Origin of the sequence: Flavobacterium sp. LPB0248, from assembly GCF_013388355.1 — a bacterium.
Lineage (GTDB): Bacteria > Bacteroidota > Bacteroidia > Flavobacteriales > Flavobacteriaceae > Flavobacterium.
Genome location: NZ_CP058246.1, coordinates 2,116,542 through 2,133,052 on the forward strand (window position 1 = coordinate 2,116,542; position 16,511 = coordinate 2,133,052).

Annotated in this window: 10 protein-coding genes; 3 read left to right on the forward strand and 7 right to left on the reverse strand. The window is 32.9% G+C overall.

Going from position 1 to position 16,511, the window contains the following annotated elements; translation table 11 throughout:
- Positions 1–197: 197 nt before the first annotated feature.
- The 3 genes from LPB248_RS08750 to LPB248_RS08760 form a co-directional block, all read right to left on the reverse strand.
- On the reverse strand, positions 198–1,502 hold the full coding sequence (locus LPB248_RS08750; protein WP_177211092.1) for an O-acetylhomoserine aminocarboxypropyltransferase/cysteine synthase family protein: 1,305 nt from the start codon (positions 1,500–1,502) through the stop codon (positions 198–200).
- A gap of 68 nt (positions 1,503–1,570) precedes the next feature.
- Positions 1,571–1,747, reverse strand: a complete 177-nt coding sequence (locus LPB248_RS08755; RefSeq protein ID WP_177211093.1) for a hypothetical protein — start codon at positions 1,745–1,747, stop codon at positions 1,571–1,573.
- 335 nt (positions 1,748–2,082) lie between these two features.
- A complete protein-coding gene (locus LPB248_RS08760) occupies positions 2,083–4,929 on the reverse strand; it encodes a TonB-dependent receptor plug domain-containing protein (RefSeq protein ID WP_177211094.1) in 2,847 nt (948 codons plus the stop codon).
- A gap of 547 nt (positions 4,930–5,476) precedes the next feature.
- Here LPB248_RS08760 and metK point away from each other — a divergent pair.
- The gene (gene metK / locus LPB248_RS08765) at positions 5,477–6,727 is read left to right on the forward strand and encodes a methionine adenosyltransferase (protein WP_177211095.1); all 1,251 of its coding nucleotides are present in this window, start codon (positions 5,477–5,479) and stop codon (positions 6,725–6,727) included.
- Positions 6,728–6,836: 109 nt separating this feature from the next.
- Here the strand turns inward: metK and LPB248_RS08770 are convergent, their stop codons facing one another.
- From LPB248_RS08770 to LPB248_RS08780, 3 genes are all read right to left on the reverse strand, one after another.
- A complete protein-coding gene (locus LPB248_RS08770; protein WP_177209579.1) occupies positions 6,837–9,089 on the reverse strand; it encodes a hypothetical protein in 2,253 nt (750 codons plus the stop codon).
- Between the two features lie 93 nt (positions 9,090–9,182).
- Positions 9,183–11,870 (reverse strand): carboxypeptidase-like regulatory domain-containing protein, encoded by a 2,688-nt coding sequence (locus LPB248_RS08775; RefSeq protein ID WP_177211096.1) that lies wholly within the window; start codon positions 11,868–11,870, stop codon positions 9,183–9,185.
- Positions 11,871–11,924: 54 nt separating this feature from the next.
- Positions 11,925–12,812 carry a GLPGLI family protein gene (locus LPB248_RS08780; RefSeq protein ID WP_177211097.1) on the reverse strand — a complete coding sequence of 296 codons (888 nt, stop codon included), beginning with the start codon at positions 12,810–12,812 and terminating at the stop codon, positions 11,925–11,927.
- A 225-nt stretch (positions 12,813–13,037) separates the two neighbouring features.
- Here LPB248_RS08780 and LPB248_RS08785 point away from each other — a divergent pair, with 225 nt between their 5' ends.
- Both LPB248_RS08785 and LPB248_RS08790 read left to right on the forward strand, forming a co-directional pair.
- The gene (locus LPB248_RS08785) at positions 13,038–13,841 is read left to right on the forward strand and encodes a hypothetical protein (RefSeq protein ID WP_255462900.1); all 804 of its coding nucleotides are present in this window, start codon (positions 13,038–13,040) and stop codon (positions 13,839–13,841) included.
- Positions 13,841–14,455, forward strand: a complete 615-nt coding sequence (locus LPB248_RS08790; protein WP_129746158.1) for a deoxynucleoside kinase — start codon at positions 13,841–13,843, stop codon at positions 14,453–14,455. Before LPB248_RS08785 ends, LPB248_RS08790 begins: the two co-directional genes overlap by 1 nt.
- A gap of 115 nt (positions 14,456–14,570) precedes the next feature.
- On the opposite strand, the gene LPB248_RS08795 is transcribed toward LPB248_RS08790, so the two are convergent.
- Entirely contained in the window at positions 14,571–16,502 is a 1,932-nt protein-coding gene (locus tag LPB248_RS08795; RefSeq protein ID WP_177211099.1) for an OmpA family protein, read from the reverse strand.
- Between the last annotated feature and the right edge of the window lie 9 nt (positions 16,503–16,511).

The following is a 16,511-nucleotide window of genomic DNA, read 5'->3' on the forward strand; positions in this document are numbered from 1 at the left end:
TAAGTCATGTAAGTTCATTTAATATTTTTTGCAGCACAAAGCTAGACGCACTGTAGTGCATCTTTAAATTACGCTTCTTCTAAAATGCACTTACATTCCTTATATGGTTTAAATTTTATAATGATGTTTTTCATAAAAAATTACCTTTAGCAAAACCACTCGCTAAAGGCAATTTTTCAAACAAAAAACAAAAAAACCTAATTTTTATTGATGCTGAATTGTGAAAGCGACACGCTCTCAAAAACAGTTTGCAGATCTGCAATTAAATCTTCAATATCTTCGATTCCAACAGATAAACGAATCAAATCTTTAGAAACTCCCGTCTCTATTTGTTCTTCTTCCGTTAATTGCTGGTGTGTAGTGCTTGCAGGATGAATAATCAATGATTTCGTGTCACCAATATTGGCCAACAGAGAGAATAATTTGGTATCATCTACCACTTTTTTAGCTACATCAAAGCCTCCTTTTAATCCGAAAGTGATAATGCCGCTTTGCCCTTCAGGAAGATATTCTTTAGCCAAAGCATTATATTTATTTGATTTCAGGCCTGGATAGTTTACCCAAACTACCTCATCTTGTTTTTCTAACCATTCAGCTAGAGCCAAAGCATTTTCACTATGTTTCTTGATTCGGATTGGAAGTGTTTCTAGCCCTTGAATAATCTGAAAAGCATTAAATGGACTCAAAGAGGCACCAAAATCACGCAGACCTTCAATTCGAGCTTTTGCAATAAAAGCTGCATTTCCTAAGGCTTCATGATATACTAATCCGTGGTATCCTGCAGATGGCTCGGTAAATTCCGGGAATTTTCCGTTTGCCCAATCAAAGTTTCCAGCATCAATGATAACGCCTCCTAATGAAGTTCCGTTTCCTGAGATATATTTAGTTAAGGAATGAATTACAATATCGGCACCATATTTAATTGGGTTTAATAAATAAGGTGTCGCAACTGTATTGTCTACTATAAATGGCACTTTGAATGCTTTGGCTTCTGCCGAAATTGCTTTTAAGTCTAATACATCTAATTTTGGATTTCCAAGAGACTCAACAAAGAAAGCTCTTGTATTTTCTTTTGCTGCTTTTGTAAAATTTTCAGGTTTTGAAGGATCTACAAATGTGGTTGTGATTCCTAATCTTGGCAAAGTAACTTTTAACAGATTGTAAGTTCCTCCGTATAGACTATTTGATGCAACAATATGATCTCCCGCTTTTAGCAAAGTCAATAAAGTTGTTGAAATTGCTGATGCTCCAGAAGCAGTTACTACAGCTCCAATTCCGCCTTCGAGTGCTGCCAGACGTTGCTCTAAAATGTCATTTGTTGGATTATTTAATCTGGTATAAATAAATCCCGCTTCGGCAAGACCAAATAAATTGGCTGCATGATCGGCGTTATTAAATACATATGATGATGTCTGATAAATTGGTACTGCTCTTGTTCCAGCGTTTTTAGTAACATCGTGTCCTGCGTGTAATGCGTTTGTTGCAAATTTTTGTGTGCTCATGATTTTTAAGTTTTTAGGTATTGTTAATACGTTTTATATTGTAATTGATATTGATTTTTAAAATTGATTTAAGCTAAAATATCTTCCGCTTCTTCTTCAAGATCATATAAATGAAATAGTAATGATTTTTGTGTTTTTGTCTGCTGTGCAGGATCATACTTTAGCGTTTCAGTTGATGTCTCTTCCGAATTATTATTTCTTAATAAGTATTGAAAAGCGATGGTATTTATATCTAGTGTATTCATGATTTTAAATTTAAAATGTTGGAAATAAAAAAGCCCTTTCGGATGGCGACCAAAAGGGCTTATAGTTTAACTATAACAAAGATTGTCTCTTTCACTTTTGGCAACAGCAAATTGGGATGCACATTTGCATCATCTTACAACACATCATATTTCCTTTTGCTATTGTTTTCATTTTATTTAAAATTTGAATTCGATTATTTTTTAATTCTACTAATTCGATAGAGTAAATGTAATAAGTATTTTCTTAACGACCAAATTAAAATTGAAATTTTGTATTATTTTTTTTTAAATCTCTTTCAAGCCTTTCAAATAAAGACTTGAAAGAAGTTATTTAATTAAAATTTAAAGCTTAAACGGGCAAAACCAAATCTTCCGTTTAATCCAAATTGAGAAACTGCTCTTGAATACGCAAACTGATTCGCATTTGTCAAATCTGTACTTGGTGCTGGCGACAAAGTTGGCGTTGTGTTTGTAAAGGCTGGAGTTGCAGGATTATTTCGGTCTGGATAAACATCTCCTATATTATTAACCCCAATTGTTGCTCTCAAATGCTCGTTGATCTGATATCCTAAAGACAAATCGGTAACCAATTTTGCGCTGTATTCTGGATGCTCATATACAGAAGAAAATCCATCTAAATTCACATCTGTTGCTCCTGGGTCTGTAACTTTTCCGAAATAGCTATTTCTTAAATAAATATCCAGTTTTTTAATATTGAAAGTAGTCATCAAATTGGCTTTCAATTTTGGAATCGCTTCTTCCAAATATACTCGGCTTGATTCTGGAAAGAAAGAATAGATGTAAGGTTCTCCTCCAGCATTAACGATAGACTGCGGAATATGCAGATCTCCTACTCTTTTGGTTTCATTGAAACTTAATGCAAAATCGTTTCTAATTGTGAAATCCTGAATTACATCGTATTTCTGAGAAATTACCAAATCAATCCCTTTTGTTTCAGAATCGATTCCGTTTGTCCAGAATGAAGCTCTTTCTACTCCTTTCAAATCAAATGCCTGCTGAAACAAAGTCAACGCCTCAGCCTGTTCTGGTGAAGTTGCCGCTGCAATCTGCGCATCTGTTGGTCTAGAATATTGTCCAGACAATACAATTCTGTCATTGATTCTTGTAAAATAAGCATCAGTAGCAATGGTTATGTTAGCTTCAGGAATTTTAAATGTAAATCCTGTACTGATGCTTTTTGATTTTTCTGGTTTTAAACTTTCAATTCCAATACTTTTTGCTGCTTGCGAATCGTTTGTAAAATAACCCACTTGATATGGTGAACCGTTGATAAACTGGGTAGAACTTGACTCAAAATATCTTTGCTGTAAAGAAGGCGCTCTAAAACCTGTCTGTCCAGAAATTCTCCAATTGATATTATCATTTAATTTTAAAAGAGAAGCCAGTTTGAAAGTAACCGTATTTCCAAAATCTGAATAATTTTCATAACGCGCTGCTCCGTTTATAAGCCATTTTTCAGTTGCATTCAATTCTAAATCAACATAAGCCGCTCCACTTTGTCTGTGTTTTTCTTTAGCATCCGAAGGTTGAAATCCTGAGAATCCTTGTGCTCCTGCTCCACGTTTGTTTCCGAAGAAGTCAGTTACAATTAATGGTGAATTGCTTGGCAAGATTCCTGAAACTAAATTTCCGTTCACATCATACAATCCGTAAGAAGCTTCTTCTCCTGCTTTAATCTCGTAGTTTTCATATCTGAATTCACCTCCAAAAGCAACATTCAGTCCAGAAAGAACATCTAGTTTTTTACTAAAATCTAAATTGGTTGTGCTTTGTAAAAACGAAACTTTTCCTGCATCAAAACTAAAAGGAGAATTTGTTCCTAAAGTTGCATTGATGGAATTATTCACATCATAATTAAAAGAGTTTGTTCCTAAAGTGGTACTCAAATCGGTATCAAATCCGAACAATTCTGTAGTTACACCAACTGCTGCAGAAGCATCTAAAATTTTTGATTCAATTTCTGGCAAGAATCCGTTTTGGTACACTTGCGTGAAAGTTCCAGAACCATTTGGCAATCTATTAAATGCATATGATTTTCCGCTTCTATACGATATTCCACCAAAAGAATACAAAGAAGTAGTTTCTGTTAAAGGATATTTTGCATTGTAATATGCTTGTCCCGAAGCCAATTCTGACTGACCAACACTCATATTATAATCACTTCTCTGCTGTCCTCTGTAAGCCAATTCATTATTAGTTACATCAAAATTTAAAGCGGTCTGCATCTGTGCAATTGTTGAAGCTGATGCTATGGCGTTTTGCTGCACTGTTGTAAAATAACCTACTTGCGGAGCATATTGTTTTAATGATGACAAAATCTGAGCTGAATTTGTAGTCGTATTAATATTGCTAAATAAAGAGTTAATCTCTACTCCATCTTGTGCCGCTCTATTTTCTACTGCATTGTAGGCATTAAAAATAGGATTGCTTCTAATTCCTGCTCTGCTCGTTGCTTGTCTCGTTACCGCAGTTCCCGTAATATTCAAGAAACTTCCCGGTTTGCCCAATGAAGTTCCGTAATTTAAATCGATTTGGGCTGTTTGTCCGTCTGCTCCTCCTTCAAAATTATTTGATCCCGAAGATAGATTTGCACCATATTGAATTCCTCCGGTCAAATAATTAGCGTTTTTCTTTAAAACAATATTAATAACTCCCGCAATCGCATCAGAACCGTATTGTGCGGCAGCTCCATCTCTTAATACTTCTATTCTTTCTATGGCAAAAGACGGAATGGCATTTAGGTCTGTTCCAACAGATCCTCTTCCTGGCGATCCGTTTATGTTTACTAAAGCACTTGTATGTCTTCTTTTTCCGTTTACTAAGATTAAGACCTGATCTGGCCCTAATCCTCTTAATTGTGCAGGATCTACGTGATCTGTTGCATCTGCTGTAGAAGTTGGATTACTCGTAAACGACGGAGCAACATAATTTAAAATCTGAGTTACGCTTGTTTGCGGTGCTCCTTTTGTTATTTCTGATACGTTAAAAACATCTACCGGAACTGGCACGTCTGTTTTAACTCTGTTTTTACTTCTTGATCCAATAATAGTAACTTCAGACAGTTCGTTGTTTTTTAAACTGTCTTGCTCTTTTTTATTGTCTTGAGCATAAAGTCCTGAAAAAGTCACAAGACCTAAAACGATTAGTACATTTTTCTTCATTTCTTTTTTTACTGATTAATTATTGTTTTTGGCTTAAAAAAAATCTTACAGGTTTATTTTTGGCATAAAAAAAACCTCTGCGGTTCGGCAGAGGTTCTATTTATATTTTATTGAAAAATAACTACAATAGCGTCTCTGCGGATAACTCCGGCATCTTACAAGACATCATATTGCAAACTGTAAATTTCATTTGTTTCTTTGTTTTAACGGAGCAAAGTTGCAAACTATTTTTTAATCGACCAAACAAAAAACAAAATATTTTCTATTACCCTATCAAAATAGTATGTTATTGTTAAATTTCTGCTAGAAAAAATAAAAAAAGTTGAACTTTAATTTGCAAATCAAAATGGTTTCATACCTTTGCACCCGAAACAGAGGAAAAATTTGAACTGATTGCAACCTCTTCATAATGAAATGGTTTCATTGTGAATGCTGAAAGATTCATTTCAGCAGTAAAAAATGCTAAAGCAGAAACTCTCCTTTAGCCCTTTTTTAGCAATTATTTTCCTCGCTTAAATTTAAACTAATACATTTTTATTACATTATTATGGCTTATTTATTTACGTCAGAATCTGTTAGTGAAGGGCATCCAGACAAAGTTGCAGATCAAATTTCGGATGCATTAATTGACAACTTTTTGGCATTTGACGCTGACTCAAAAGTAGCTTGCGAAACGTTAGTTACAACTGGTCAGGTTATTTTAGCAGGTGAAGTAAAATCGAATACTTATCTTGATGTTCAGCAAATTGCACGTGAGGTAATCCGTAAAATTGGATATACTAAAAGTGAATATATGTTTGAAGCGAATTCTTGTGGAATTCTTTCAGCGATTCACGAGCAGTCTGCAGATATTAACCAAGGTGTTGACAGAGCTAAGCCAGAAGAACAAGGTGCAGGTGACCAAGGAATGATGTTTGGTTATGCTACAAACGAAACTGAAAACTACATGCCATTGGCATTAGATTTATCTCATAAATTATTACAAGAGTTAGCTATTTTAAGACGCGAAAACAAAGAAATCACGTATTTACGTCCAGATGCTAAATCTCAAGTAACTTTAGAATATAGCGACGATAACAAACCAACTCGTATTGATGCGATTGTTATCTCAACTCAGCATGATGATTTTGATGAAGAAGCTACAATGTTGGCTAAAATCAAAAAAGACATTATCGAAATCTTGATTCCAAGAATTATCGCTAAAAACCCAGAGCACGCTCATTTATTCAACGATAAAATCAACTATCATATTAACCCAACAGGAAAATTCGTTATTGGAGGACCTCACGGAGATACTGGTTTAACAGGAAGAAAAATCATTGTTGATACTTACGGTGGAAAAGGTGCTCACGGTGGTGGTGCATTCTCTGGAAAAGATCCAAGTAAAGTAGATAGAAGTGCTGCTTATGCAACTCGTCATATCGCTAAAAACTTAGTTGCCGCTGGTGTTGCTGACGAAATCTTAGTTCAGGTTTCTTACGCAATTGGAGTTGCTGAGCCAATGGGAATTTTCATTGAAACTTACGGAACTTCTAAAGTAAACTTAACTAACGGTGAAATCGCTAAAAAAGTAGAAGCTATCTTCGATATGCGTCCTTACTTTATTGAGCAAAGATTAAAATTAAGAAATCCTATTTATAGCGAAACTGCTGCTTACGGACACATGGGACGTAAACCAGAAACGGTTACTAAAACTTTCTCTGCTCCAGGCGGAAACGAAAAAACAGTTACTGTTGAGTTATTTACATGGGAAAAACTTGATTTTGTTGACCAAGTAAAAGCTGCATTTGGATTGTAAATCTAAATTTATAGACTAACTTAGATTGTTAGACATCTTAGTTAGCTAAACATAAAAAAGCCGATTTCTAATTTTTAGAAATCGGCTTTTATTTTATACGATAATTTTATTAATAAGTTCCATTCTGCATTTTAACCAATACTTCTTTTATTTCACTGGTAGTTTCTTCTTCTACAGTATCATTTAAATATTTTACTGCCAAAGTTTGAGTTGCAATAGCTTTATCTTTTTGTCCGTCTTTATAATACAGCTGCGCCAAAGTATCTAAATAATACGGATTGTTTTTAGTCAGCACTAAACTGTATTCAGACCATTTAATCGCATCTTTAATAAAGTTAGAGTTTTGAGGTTTTGACACAACTGCCCAAGCCGCATTATTAGAAATGTCTGAATGATAATATTTGAATGAATTCCATCCATCATAAGAATAACTTGAACTTGAATCTAATCCAGAGAAAATAGCATCTAATTTTTCTATTGGACTTGTTCCTGCCAATGTTGCATCAAAATAGGTATTAAACTCTCTTAAATAAGTTGTATTAGAACCATCTTGATCTTCAACCTGAGCCAAATAATAGAAATAATTTCTATAAGCATCAAAATTTCCTTTTCCAGATTCGATAATCTTTTTATAAACAGAATTGATTTTTTCTTTGTTCATTTCACCTGTCAATCCGTCCTGAGAAGCGTATAGATTTTGCTGTAATGCATTAGAAACTTCAGAAATAACATTCTCTAAATTATGAATACTGGCATCTGTACCATTGAATGCCGTACGCTTGCTTTCGATTTCGTCAGAATGTTTTAATATATAATCAATTGCCAGGAAATCGGTATCATTTAAGATTCTATCTTCATTGAAAAGCTGTTTAGTAAATCCTTGATTTTTGATTTCTTTTACAATAGTTTCTACCAAAAACATATTGGCATTTTTATCTTTTTGATGCGCTTCAATCAACTTTTTCCAAGTTTGAGCCACTTCTTTATTATCAAGTGTTGTTTTTGAAATCACAAACTCTGTCAGATCTTCTGAAGTATAAGCTGAATCATAATCGTATGATGTTTCCAATAAAGCCGCTTTGTTAAAAGCCTGAACTAAATCTGCATCCGATGCTTTTTTATTCTTCAACGTTTTATCAATTGAAAGGAAAGCATCTGCACGTAAAAGCTTACGATAGAAATCTCCATAATAACTAAACTGATATTGTTTTGAGGTTAAATCTGATTTTGCAATAGCTAATACATCACCTTTTCCGTTTAATATAACGATACTTGGCTCATTGATAATCTTATTATTTTTCAGCCATTTTTTATCATCGTTTCCGGCAAAATAATAATTATAGACATCATAAAGCGGATCGTATTTGTCATACATATTATATCCGGTCTGTGTTTCCTGATCTTTTACAAAAGCATCAAAAGTTTCTTTTGCTGTTTTGTTTTTATTGTCAACATAGATTACCAGAAACTTTTTTGGTGCTTCTTTAGTTGCTTTGATTGCTTTATCTAGACTATTCTCAATCTTTAATTTAAAAGCATATCCAGAATATGCCTGTGTGCTATACGGATAATCTACTGCGGCTGCGTCAACTACAGCAGTTGCTGCGCTGTCAACAACTACTGGATCTGAAGTATCACCATAATAAGACTCCTTTCCAGGATAAGTCCAGTTTGTTACATTTTGAGTTTCAACAGGAATTACAGCTGGCGTTTTTTCAGGAAGTGGCGTTTTTTCATTTACAAATACCAAAGGATCTTTCCCGTATGATTCAAAAATTCGCAATTCATTTGTTTTTTTATCAAAAAATCCGCCAAGATTTAAATCATTCAAAACTGCCAGATCATAGTTTATTGTTACCTCCGAAACATCTTTAGGCAAGGCGTATTTGCTTACGTCACTTTTACCGTTGTAATCTTCATAAACCAAGTACAGAAAATCAGTTTTTTCTATTTCAAAATCTAAATCTGTAGTTTTCCAATCTGGATCTACTTTTGTTTTAATATCGGCTACTCTTTGATACTGAACTGCTTCAGAACCATTTTGAGTTCCTATAAAAAATGAATAGTAAGAAGGATTCAAAAACTTAATTTTAATCTTTTTTGCTTTTTTATCTTTAACAAAAGAAAGATCAAATCTATTGACTGTTTTTGTGTTTTTTAAGAAGATAAGAGAATCTCCTTCAATTTTGTAATCTCCTGAATAAAAAACCAATTCGTACTTATTATTATCTAATAAATTTAATTTGATTTTTCCTCCCTTATTTATAGATAAATAAGTTCCTTTTTCTATTCCATTTGTTTGGGCGAAAGAGGTAGAAATTCCAGCAAAAAGGAGCGTTAAACCCCAAATAAAATTGCGCATAACTACATGTTTTGTTATTAGTAATATAGCGCAAAGATATCTGATTCGTCTCTAAACAAATCATAAAAAATCATAATATTTGCCCTTAAAATACTACAAATTGTATTTAATGGAAAAGATGATGTATCTCGGCTGTACAGTGTATTGAGAAACTCTTGTAGAGAACTGTGAGAAGCTATCATCATTAAGATATTTTGTGTTTAGCAAATTGGTTGCCGAGATTTTATATTCCCATTTGCTGTTCTTTTTTTGATAAACCAAACTCGCGCTTAAGAAATCATATTCGTTGTCTACCGTTTTGTTTCCATTATAATAATGATAGAATTCGTACTCTGAAACAAAAGAAAAACTGTCTAAGAAATAATAGTCTAATCTTGCAAATGGTTTATCGGTATAAAAAGTGGAGCCGCTGTATTTGTTAACCAAGAGATTATAACCAAATTCTATATTCGGCAGGTTTTTATAATTTGTTGAAGCTTTAACCGTATAGCTTTGCACAAAACTCTCGGTCGTGGCCAATTTTTCATTTTGAATATTATTGAATTTTGACCAATTAAGACTCGCGCTTGCAGATGCTTTGTAGTTTTTCAAAAAGGAACGTCCGTAAGTTCCCATTCCAGAAAAAGTTTCGTCTGCCAAATTGGAATTATAAGGAACCGAAGACTGGTTAATTCCGTCAAAATCGGCTTTTGTTTTAATGGCATCTACCTTTCTCGTGTAAGTTGCGTTGGCAAATATATTCTCAAAATTAAACATATTATACTTAAAGTAGCGCAACGAATGCACTTGTGAAGTAGCATTTTCTAAGAAACGGTTTCCGCGGAACAAACTGCTGTAATCTGATAAAACATAGCCCGCCGCCAGCTGATTAATATCGGTAAAATCATTAGTCAGAGAGAAATTATAAGTCAAAGTTTCTGATTTTTTGATTTGATATAAAGCAAAGAAATCTGGAAGCACTTTTACAAAATTCTGAGAATAATCGCTCCCCAATTGTCCATTTGTCATTTGATACGAATGCAGACTTACTCCTGGCGTAAACGTAAATTTTCCTGTTAGAATTTTATAATGAAAACCTAAAAATGCATCATTAAATCTATAATCTACATTATTATTATTTTCAGCCTCATTAAGATCATTTCGATCTCCATTATCTAACATTTGAAAAATGTGAGAATTGAAATTCTGATACGAATACATATTACCTACTGTAATATTGATGTTGCTTTTTGGCGTTACCATATAATAGTAATCCAATTTAGCATCCAATTTGTTAGTTTTTACAAAACGATCTTGATTCAAATCGTTTCGATTTTGTCCTGAAATGTATCCTGATAAATCAAAAGGCTGTGTTCTTAAATTGGCATTATAAAATGGATTTTCGTCTTGATACAAATGCTGCATTTCGAAAGCAAAAATATTTTTACTGCTCTGTGTATAATACAAACTTAGATTCTGATTTATTGATGTTGGATCTTGCTTTTTTTGAGTTAAAATACTTTCAACCGCAGAAACATCACTAACAATAGATTCACGAAGTAAATCTGTATCTTCATTCTGTTTTGATAATTTCGTTAAGATATCATAATCAAACTGAAATTTATCATTTGGTTTGTAAGTTGAACTTAATTTAAAAAGTCCCAGATTGTTCTTTTGATGCGTCATTTCATCACGTTTCTGCTTATCTCCAGAATCCAAAATCGTAGTTTGAGATTTAGTCTCTAAATCTGTTTTTGAAGTTGAAAGAATTCCGAAACCACTTATATTCCAAGCTTTATTGACAGAATATGCAAAGTTTGTTGCTCCAAATTTGGTTTCGATTTCCTTAGCACGATTATTTCTAAGCAATGAAATTCCTAAATCATTAGAAGAAACATTAAAACTGCTTCCGCCTTTTTTCATCAGGTTCTTAAATCCGCCAGTAAACTTAAAATAATCTTGTGCCGTAAGAGGCAATTCGCCAATATTATTAAAATTGGTAATTAAATTAATGCTGTATTTCGGACTGTAATAAAACAGTTTCGGATTAATAATATATCGGCTGTCCAATTCTGCAACACCAATTCCAGCGGTAACATCTCCAAACCAAAAGTTCTTTTTACCTTCTTTCAGTTTAATGTTCATCGCTACATTATCCTGATCATTTTCTAGACCTTTTAACTGGCTTATTTCGTTATAGTTTCGCAAAACTTGGACTTTATCAATAGCATCAGCTGGAATATTTTTAACGCCTAATTTTGTATCTCCGTCAAAAAAATCTTTTCCTTCAACCATCAATTTGCTGACTTTTTTTCCTTCGACTTCAATTTCACCATCGGCATTTACCTCGACTCCTGGCAGTTTCTTTAAGACATCTTCAAGCTTTTTTTCTGTTCCAGATTTAAAAGAATCAGCATTGTAAACAATTGTGTCTCCTTTTATAGAAACAGGCATTTCGCGAACAATTTCTACACCTTCCAATTCTATTCCAGCACCATCCAAAACAATATTCTGATTTATGTTTTCGGACTTTGTCGATACTGCAATTTCTTTAGACTTCATTCCTAAATAACTTACCTTGATTGTATAAGCTGTATTAGGCTTCAAAGTCAACTGAAACTTTCCTTTGTCATTGGTTATCCCATAAGAATCCATCGCTTTTGTGCCGTTATTAACAGCCATAATATTGGCCATTTCTAACGGATTTTTCTGCTCATCTTGAATCAAACCATCAAAACGGATACTTTGAGAAAAGCATATAGAAGTAAAAAGTAAAGCAAATACAAAAAGTATCTTATTCATTATAAGAATATTGAAAGTTTGTAAATTGAAATTTAAGAATTGGAATTTAGATTTTTATCTCCCCATTGGAGGCGGCGGTCCGCCAGCTCTACCACGGTTCATCTCTCTAAATTCTTCCATTTTTTTAATTACCGTTTCATCATATTCTTTCTGAGAAATTACTTTTCCTTTTTTAGAAGGTTTAATTTCTACTTTATCTTTTGAGTTCAAAACAATTTTAGAACATAAAATTGTTGTAGTTCCATCGTTGATTTCTAAGATTAATCCTGGAAGCCCCCAGTAATTTTCTGGCCCTTGATTGATTGGGATTTCTGGTGTATACCAAGCCGTTACGACAATCTCTTTTGGTATTTCAAAATTGTCAGCAAAATTGGTCTTTGTATCGCCTGAGGTCTTTTTAGCTTCGTCTTTTTTATCATCATTGTTTTTAGGTCTGAAGTTTCTGAAATCGGTTTTACTTGCTTGTTTTACCGCTGTCGCTTTATAACAATTATACCCGCCAATTTGCTTGGTTTCTTGTTCTAATTTCCAGTTTAATTTTGGCAACGAATCGACAACAAGAAATTCTTTTCCCATGAATTCTTTATCAACAGTGTATGTTTTTGTTTTTACATCTTTGTAAAAAGTGCCTCCGCCGCCAGTAAGCGAGCCAAACATCATACGAAAACCTCCCTGCTGACCAGGCGCTTCTAGCTTTTCTTCTTCTTTATAAATTGATGCTGTTTTATCAAAATTCAAAATGAATGTTTTTTCGAGCATTTTTTTCATACGCTCCTCCATATTTTTCTGCATTTCTGGCGTAATATCTCTATTTCCACGCATTCCTTCAAACTTTGGAGCTTGTGTTTTTGACTCGTAAACGGCCATTCCTTGGAAATCTTTCTGAGCTTGAATTTGTGCAGAAACAAGCAGTAAAATCATATAAAAAAAAATCTTTTTCATTTTATTTTCTTTAAAGTGAGTAAATCCGATAAAACTTACATTCAAATGTATTATTTATTTTAAAATTCAAAAAACTAAATATATTAACGGTATCAAGACATAGACAGAATCGCTTATTTTTTAGACTATTAGATTTAAAAAAGGTTTAAGACTTAAAATTGAATTTCTAAGGAGAGTTTTTTGTAATTTGGTACTTTTGTAAAATAATCTCTGATGTGTAAAACTGTGCAAAAAATTTTATCCTGTTTATTACTTTTCTGCACTTTTCATGCGCTTTCTGCTCAGGATTTGATTATAACTCCAACTTTAATTTCACAGTATAAAAATACTTCTGATATATTTTTAGGATATGATTCTTTTGGTTATTCTTATCAGATAACAAATAATGTTTTTAGTAAGATTAAAGGAAAAGAAATCTTCGAGTACAAGAATATTTCTTTGGGAAAAATCACTAAAGTAGATCTTCAAAATCCGTTAAAAATTGTTTTGTTTTATGAAGACTTCAATAGTGTTGTTTTATTAGACAATCAATTAAATAAAATGACCGAAATTAACTTTTCGCAGAACGCAACTCCAATTGTCGTAAGCGCCATCGGAATGTCTACGCAAAATCAGTTATGGAGTTATAATACTTTAAACCAGCAGATTGGTCTTTTTGATTATTTAAAAAATGAATACAAAACGATTTCAATTCCGCTTACGGAATCAATTCAGTATTACCAAACTGATTTTAATACCTTCTATTGGATTGACAAAAAAAACAATTGGTACTCTTGCGACATTTTTGGAAAGATAACTTCGTTAGGAAAGATTACTGATTTTGATCGAATCACAATAGTCAATTCTTCGCAATATCTTTTCAGTAAGTATAATTTATTGTATTTTAAAGGAATGAACAAATCGAACCCTGAAGTAATTTCTGAGATTAAAATTTTAGAAAAAACCTTTGACAATTTTTATTACAAAGACCAAATTTTATCTATTTTTACAGCTACAGATATATCAAATTATAAAATCGTAACACCGTAATGCACATAGCAATAGCAGGAAACATAGGCGCAGGAAAAACCACTCTGACCAAATTATTGGCGAAACATTTCAAATGGGAACCTCATTATGAAGATGTAGTTGATAATCCGTATTTGGATGATTTTTACCATCAGATGGAGCGCTGGTCGTTTAATCTTCAGATTTATTTCCTTAACAGCCGTTTTCGTCAAGTGCAGCAAATTCGCGAAAGTGGAAAAAAGATCATTCAGGACAGAACGATTTACGAAGATGCGCATATTTTTGCTCCTAACTTATATGCAATGGGATTAATGACGAGCCGTGATTTTGAAAATTACACGTCTTTATTCGAATTGATGGAATCATTGGTTAAAGCTCCAGATTTGTTGATTTATTTAAGAAGCTCAATTCCTAATCTTGTTGGTCAAATCCACAAGCGTGGACGCGAATATGAAAATTCTATTTCTATCGATTATTTAAGCCGTTTGAACGAAAGATACGAAGCTTGGATTCAGACATACACAAAAGGAAAGCTACTAATTATCGATGTTGACAATATTAATTTTGTTGATAATCCTGAAGATTTGGGAGACATCATTAATAGAATTGATGCAGAATTAAATGGATTGTTTTAGAATAAAACACTAAACAACTAAATCTATTTTTTAACTCATTATCTTCTAGAATAAAAAAGCAGGCTGTCTATAGTAGACAGCCTGCTTTTTTTGGAAGGACTACAAATCTTTGATATTACAGTTCTGTAATTATAAATTCGCTTCTTCTGTTCATTTGGTGCTCTTCTTCGCTACATTTTACTCCATCAGAACATTTATTTACTAGTTGTGATTCTCCATATCCCTTACCAGTTAATCTGTTTGGTGCAACACCATTTTTAATTAACCATTCTACGGTTGATTTAGCTCTTCGATCAGATAACGATTCATTGTATTTATAACTTGCTCTACTATCTGTATGCGAACGGATATCTAGTTTCATTGATGGATATTGATTTAATACATCTAATATTTTCTCTAAATCTAAAGCTGCTTCTTGGCGAATATTAGATTTATCTAAATCGAAGTAGATGTTTGTTATACCGAAACATTTACCTAAATCGTCTCCAATGGCTACTTGACATTCTGAATTTTCTAAAGCAATTGGCAAATAGGTTTTACCACTTTCTTTTAAAACGGAAACCATTTCTTCTTTAGTTACATATTTTTCTTTTTCGGCTCTTATTATATAACCCTTCCCACAATCAACTGCAAAACCATAATTCCCATTTGAATCTGATATACTTGTACTTACTAACATATGATTAGCATCATATAAACTAAGTTTAGCATAGGGCAAAATTTCTTTTGTTGCCAAGCTTGTAACTATTCCATTAAGTTCTTGAACGCATACTATACTTTTCGTTTCTTCAAATTTATAAATGTCATCTGAACCTTTCCCTCCTGTTTTATTGGAACTAAAAAATCCTTTTCGCGAATTAACATCAATAACATAAGCAAAATCATCTTGCGGAGAGTTTATGTCTGAACCTAAGTTTTGAATGTTGCTTACCCCATCTTCATCTAATTTTCCAACAAAAATATCTAAACCACCAAGTCCAGGATGCCCATCTGAAGCAAAATAAATTTCGTTATTGCTAGTTACATATGGGAACGTTTCTTTTCCTTCTGTATTAATTACAGGTCCTAAATTTACAGGTTTTCCAAATTTACCATTATCAATGCTTACTTTATAGATATCGGACTGACCGTATGTTCCTGGCATGTCTGAAGCAAAGTACATTGTTTTTTCATCAGCGCTAAGTGCTGGATGGGCTGTACTATAATTATCACTGTTAAACGGCAATTCGGTAATATTAGTCCATTCTCCATTTTCAAAAGTTGCCTGATAAATTTTTAATAAGGTGACTTTTTCATTATTTTTCCCTTTTTTACCATTGTTGTAATTATTTCTAGTAAAATAAACTGTTTTACCATCTTTTGTAAAAACCGGAGTTGATTCGTGAAATTTGCTATTTATTTTTGATTTAAATACTTTAGGAGCACTTAGGTTGAAATCCTCGTCTAGAGTTGCCTGATACAAATTAGTAAAATGTTCTCCTGTCCAAGTATGTTTACGCTGACTAAAATTACCTGTATCTCTTGCTGATGCAAAATAGACGGTATTGCCATGAATAAAGGTTCCATAGTCAGAATATTTTGAATTGATACCAGCATCTGCGATTTTATAGCGACCACTATTGGCTTTTATTTCTTCAAGATAGTTTTTGTCTTTTTCATACAGTTTTGCTCGTAAATCATTTTTCGATCTTTCATTAAACAGATCCATCATATGATTAGCCTTCACTGTTTCTCCTGTAGATTTCAAAGATTGGGCATAACGATAATAGTATTCTGTTTCAATTGCCGTATTCATGTCGAACAATTCCTTATACCATTTGGAGGCATTTTCAAAATTGGAATTAAAATAGTATGAATTAGCCAGTTTTTTAAATAAATCTTCTGATTTATAACCTTTTTCGGCTATTCGCTCATAAGTTTTTATAGCGTCAACATAAGCATAATTATCATATTTTTTATCTCCTGAGCTGATTTTTCCGTTCTGTGAATAACTGCTCAACGAAAAAATGCTTATTATAGAGATATAAAGGTATTTGTAATTTTTCATAATCGTTAT

Coding starts and splice junctions, on each gene's coding strand:
- LPB248_RS08750 (WP_177211092.1), bottom strand. CDS start 1,502: ATGAGCACACAAAAATTTGCAACAAACGCATTACACGCAGGACACGAT.
- LPB248_RS08755 (WP_177211093.1), bottom strand. CDS start 1,747: ATGAATACACTAGATATAAATACCATCGCTTTTCAATACTTATTAAGA.
- LPB248_RS08760 (WP_177211094.1), bottom strand. CDS start 4,929: ATGAAGAAAAATGTACTAATCGTTTTAGGTCTTGTGACTTTTTCAGGA.
- metK (WP_177211095.1), top strand. CDS start 5,477: ATGGCTTATTTATTTACGTCAGAATCTGTTAGTGAAGGGCATCCAGAC.
- LPB248_RS08770 (WP_177209579.1), bottom strand. CDS start 9,089: ATGCGCAATTTTATTTGGGGTTTAACGCTCCTTTTTGCTGGAATTTCT.
- LPB248_RS08775 (WP_177211096.1), bottom strand. CDS start 11,870: ATGAATAAGATACTTTTTGTATTTGCTTTACTTTTTACTTCTATATGC.
- LPB248_RS08780 (WP_177211097.1), bottom strand. CDS start 12,812: ATGAAAAAGATTTTTTTTTATATGATTTTACTGCTTGTTTCTGCACAA.
- LPB248_RS08790 (WP_129746158.1), top strand. CDS start 13,841: ATGCACATAGCAATAGCAGGAAACATAGGCGCAGGAAAAACCACTCTG.
- LPB248_RS08795 (WP_177211099.1), bottom strand. CDS start 16,502: ATGAAAAATTACAAATACCTTTATATCTCTATAATAAGCATTTTTTCG.